General features: G+C 57.5%; 5 protein-coding genes. 1 reads left to right on the top strand and 4 read right to left on the bottom strand.

Translation table 11 applies throughout. The features are described from left to right. Nucleotides 1–33 precede the first annotated feature (33 nt). The 3 genes from K0B87_09315 to K0B87_09305 form a co-directional block, all read right to left on the bottom strand. A complete protein-coding gene (locus tag K0B87_09315; protein MBW6514933.1) occupies nt 34–1,230 on the bottom strand; it encodes an acetyl-CoA C-acetyltransferase in 1,197 nt (398 codons plus the stop codon). A gap of 114 nt (nt 1,231–1,344) precedes the next feature. After that, nucleotides 1,345–1,809: a 4Fe-4S binding protein gene (locus K0B87_09310; GenBank protein ID MBW6514932.1), complete on the bottom strand. Its 465-nt coding sequence runs from the start codon at nt 1,807–1,809 to the stop codon at nt 1,345–1,347. Nucleotides 1,810–1,925: 116 nt separating this feature from the next. Beyond that, complete coding sequence (locus K0B87_09305) at nt 1,926–2,723, bottom strand: 4Fe-4S binding protein (protein ID MBW6514931.1); 798 nt, start codon at nt 2,721–2,723, stop codon at nt 1,926–1,928. 180 nt (nt 2,724–2,903) lie between these two features. Between K0B87_09305 and K0B87_09300 the strand changes: the two genes are divergently transcribed. After that, nucleotides 2,904–3,536 carry a hypothetical protein gene (locus K0B87_09300; protein MBW6514930.1) on the top strand — a complete coding sequence of 211 codons (633 nt, stop codon included), beginning with the start codon at nt 2,904–2,906 and terminating at the stop codon, nt 3,534–3,536. A 186-nt stretch (nt 3,537–3,722) separates the two neighbouring features. Here the strand turns inward: K0B87_09300 and K0B87_09295 are convergent. After that, nucleotides 3,723–4,574, bottom strand: an 852-nt coding sequence (locus K0B87_09295; protein ID MBW6514929.1) for a sodium:calcium antiporter, incomplete at its 5' end; no start/stop codon positions are given.

Genomic DNA, 4,574 nt, shown 5'->3' with positions numbered 1-4,574 from the left:
TTATCAAGTTTCAGTTTGTCTGCCATGCTTTCCTCAAATTTCCCACAGCGAGGCGATACCCATTCCGCCCCCGATGCAAAGCGCTGCCAGGCCTTTGTGGTTCTCCCGCTTGCGCATTTCGTGCAGCAGGGTGACGATGATCCTGGCCCCGCTGGCCCCGATGGGATGGCCCAAAGCGATGGCGCCGCCGTTGACGTTCACGATCGAAAGGTCGAGTTTGCCCACGCCTTCGAGTTCCAGGCCTTGCAGCACGGCTATGGATTGCGCGGCAAAAGCCTCATTGAGTTCGGCGAGTTCGATGTCTTCGAGTCCCCAGCCGGTTTTTTGGAGCACTTTGGCGATCGCCGGAACGGGACCGTAGCCCATGATGGCCGGATCCACGCCCGCGGAAGCGCTGCCGATAAAAGTGGCCAGGACGGGCAATCCCAGCTCCCGGGCCTTGTCTTCGCCCATCAAGAGCAGCATCGCGGCCCCGTCGTTGATCCCGGAAGAACTGGCCGCGGTCACAGTGCCGTCGGGCTTGAAAGCGGGGCGCAGCTTGGCCAGGCCGTCCACGGTGACACCCTTGCGGGGCATCTCGTCCGCGTCGATCACAAGCGGATCGCCCTTGCGTTGGGGGATGACGATCGGCACGATCTCATCCTTGAAGCGGCCCGTGTCCATGGCGTTTTCCGTTTTGCGCTGGCTGGCTGTGGCAAAAAGGTCCTGTTCCTCGCGGCCGATCTGGTATTTCCCGGCCAGATTCTCAGCCGTGACGCCCATGTGGCAGTTGTTGAAGATGTCGCTCAGTCCGTCACGGATCATCAGATCCACCAGTTCCTTGTTGCCCATCTTGCCGCCCCAGCGCATGTCCATTGAGGCATAGGGGATCTGGCTCATGTTTTCCGTACCCCCGGCCACGACGATGTCCGCTTCGCCGGAAGCGATCATCAAGGCGGCCAAAGCCACTGATTTCATGCCTGAACCGCAGACTTTGTTCACTGTATAGGCCGGAATATGGTCCGGGATCCCACTGTGGATCGCCACCTGGCGGGCGATGTTCTGTCCGTGGCCGGCCCCGCACACGTTGCCCAGGATGACTTCGTCGATCTGGTCACCCTTGAGGCCTGTTTCCTCCAGCATTGCCTTTAGTACGGCAACTCCAAGCTGGACCGCCGAAACGTATCTGAAAGCGGCTCCGAAATTTCCGATGGGAGTGCGTTTGGCGCATACCACAACGGTCTTTCTCATGATTTCCTCCATATCTTTCATTGTTTTTTTTACACTTTAAATCAGGCTGGTTTTTGGTCAACTGCTATTTGGACATATTTCTGGACAAATGAAAAGATCCTGGTTTGTCGGGGCTCAGGGGCCCGAGATGGCGCCAACGGGGCAGCCTGGGAAATTGGCGCCGTTGCCGTCTTTGCAGATGCCGCAATCGATGCATTTCTCCTGATCGATCACGGCCTTGCCGCCCACCATGGTGATCGCGCCAACCGGGCAATAGCGCACGCACAGCCTGCAACTGATGCATTTGGCCGGATTGACCTCATACAGCGCGGCAGGGGCTTCGGCAGCTTGCACGGCAACAGTATCCTTCGCCACGGGGGCGGGTTTTACTGTCGCCGCGGGTTTCTCCCGCGCCGGGGGTGCAGCTTTCTCCTCCATTGGTTTTTCAGCCGCGCTTGGGGGTACTATTTCCTCTGGCGCAGCTCCCGCAAGGGTCTCTTCAACTTCGGTTTCAGCTTCATAGGGAACTCCAACCCCCTCCACGCAGCGATTGCAGCCGATGCATTTTTTGGAGTCGATGACAGCCTTGCCATTCTTCATGCTGATGGCGTCGACCGGGCAGATCTGGATCAGCTCCTTGCGGGGGAAAATGTTAAGCGCGGCCAGAATCTGCAGGCAGATCACGGCCACCAGTAATACGGTTATCACGATCACGGCTATTCTTCGCATTCGCATTCCTCGTTGCAGGTCCCCTGTTTGGGGCATTTTTGCGCGCAGATCCAGCAATGGATGCAGTTGCGGTCGTGCACATATTCACTGGCGCAGATATCGATGTTCATGGGGCAATTGAGGCTGCACATTCCGCAGTCCGTGCAGCGTTCCAGATTGCGCCGGATCTTTTTCCTGCGGATTCCGATAAGCTCGCCGATCCACTGGAAAACATTCAGCAAAGCGGCATAGGGGCAGAGAAAGCGGCACCACTGGCGCTCTCCGAAAAAGGATTGCAAAACGATGATGCCCAGAACCGCCAAACCTGGAATGGCCAGCCTGGGCAGCATGGACAGGGAATAAAAGGGGCAGAGGCGGATGAAGATGTAGCCCAGTCCGATGACCGTCAAAACCACCGTCACAGCCAGAACCAGGTATTTGAGGAAAGCCAGCCTGCGATCGACGTAAAAGGGAGCCCTGTGCTGCATCCGGTACTTCTGGCCGCGCAGGGAAAAGATCCACTCCTGCAGGCTTCCCAGGGGACAGAGCCAGGCGCAGAAACGCCGGCCGTAAAACATTGAATGGACCAGAACCGCGAAGCCGAAGATGATCGCCCCGGCCATGGCCAGCCTGCCCAAATTCAGGAAGTTGCTTCCGCTCAAGCCGAAACAGACCACGGCGTAAGGGCAGGCCTGATGGATGACGTAGCTTCCGCCGGCGACCACCAGGGCCAAAAATCCCCCAGCCAGCGAGAAACTCAGGATCTGGACGATCCGGCGCCAGCGCTGGGTTGTATCTGCTTTCATTAATGGAGTCCTCTTTCCAATTTTCATCTTCTCCAACCACCACTTCCGGAAAGGCGCCTGCTGTCAATGAAAAATTGCCCCGTGAGCTGTGCTTGACTCTTCGCAAGCCGCTTTCCCTTGACATCAGGCCCGGGGCCAGGAAATTTGCCCCACTGACAACAATGACCACTGGAGACCTTTATGAAACACCTGATCCTGATCCCACTGCTGCTCTGCCTGAGCGGAGTTCTGCTTGCCGCGGATGATCCGATCTCCGCATATTTGCAGGAACCCAGCCCCGCGGCCTTCAAGCTTGCCGCTGGGCATGCCGCGGAAGCGATCCAGAAGAATGAAGCGGCCAACCGCAACAAACTCTATCTGGCCTACATTGCGGACCTGGAAGCAAGCCGGCTCCTGGATGAATTGGTCCAGACCGCCGATTCCCTGGCAGCGGGCGAACGCTTCATGTTGGCAAACATCCTGCTGGGGAAAGAGGATTTCGCGCGGGCGATCGAGATTTATGACTCCATCAACAGGGATCTGCCCAATTGGTCCTGTCCCTGGCGCCACAAAGGTGAGGCCAGCTTCAGGCTCCAGGATTACGAGGCCGCGGTTTTGGCCCTGGAGCAGGCCATCGCCACCAATACCAGCCATTACGACGCCTATCTTTGGATGGCCCTGGCCCTCAAAGAACTGGGCCGCTATTCCGCAGCGCTCAGCAACCTGGACAGCGCCATGCAGCTTCCGCTCGAAGCCCAGACCTGCGAAGACGAGGGACTTTCCCAGGAAGACGTGCAAAGATTGTACCAGGAACTGCAGCTCAAAGTCCAGTAAACATGGTTTCCCCGGCCAGTTTCCCACCTTTTACCTGATTCGTCCGTCACTCACCCGCCTCCCGCTGACCACCCGCCAAACTGGCGGTTACTCAGTGAGTGGTGAGCAGGGGATGGGTGAGTCAGGGAAAAGGGCGAAATGAAGGGAGAAGCAATACAGGTCTGATCTGGAGGGTGAAAAGCGCTGCTATTTCAGGAACAGGACCGCGTAGCCCACGTAGATCAGGAGGAACATGATGCCCTGCCAGCGGTCCAAACGATGGCGGGTGCTGACAAACATGAAAACAAAGAGCAGCAGGGTTGCCAGGATCATCAGCAGAAAATCCGGCAGGAAAGTTGATTGCAGGATGAGGGGACGGATGACGGAGGAAACGCCCAAAACCATCAGCAGATTGAAGATGCTTGATCCGATCACGTTTCCGACGGCGATATCCGCGTGCTTCCTGATCGCCGCCACCACAGAGGTGGCCAGTTCCGGCAGGGATGTGCCGGCGGCAACAATGGTGAGGGCGATGACCTTTTCGCTGAGGTTGAGCAGTCTGGCGATCATGATGGCCTGTTTCACCACCAGGTTTCCGCCCCAAATGAGTCCAGCCACACCCAGGGCCAGAAAAGCGAAGGTCAGAGGCAGCGCGTATTCTTTCACACGCTCGGTGGAAAGCTGGACTGTGCGGCTCAGATGGTGGGTGTAACCCAGGAAGAGGGCAAAAACGAGCAGCAAGGCGATCCCTTCCCAAAAGCTGATCTGATTGGTCGCGCCGGGAAAAAACCACCTGTCATTGGCGATCAGCATGACCAGAACCGAAATGAACAAGGCGAAGGGGACCTCTTTCCAGACGGTGCTTGTTTTCAGGTCCAGGGGTGAGAAAATGGCGCTCAGGCCCATGATGATGAGGATGTTGAAATTGTTGCTGCCGATCACGTTGCCCAAGGCGAGGTCGGTAGCGCCTTTCGCGCTGGAAAAGATATTCACGATCAATTCCGGGGTGGAGGTGCCCAAAGCCACAACCGTGAGGCCGATCACGATCTCCGGGACCCG

It is taken from the genome of Candidatus Syntrophosphaera sp., from assembly GCA_019429425.1.
GTDB lineage: Bacteria > Cloacimonadota > Cloacimonadia > Cloacimonadales > Cloacimonadaceae > Syntrophosphaera.
The sequence above is the reverse complement of the archived record's forward strand: the minus strand, read 5'-3'. Positions and strand labels throughout refer to the sequence as shown.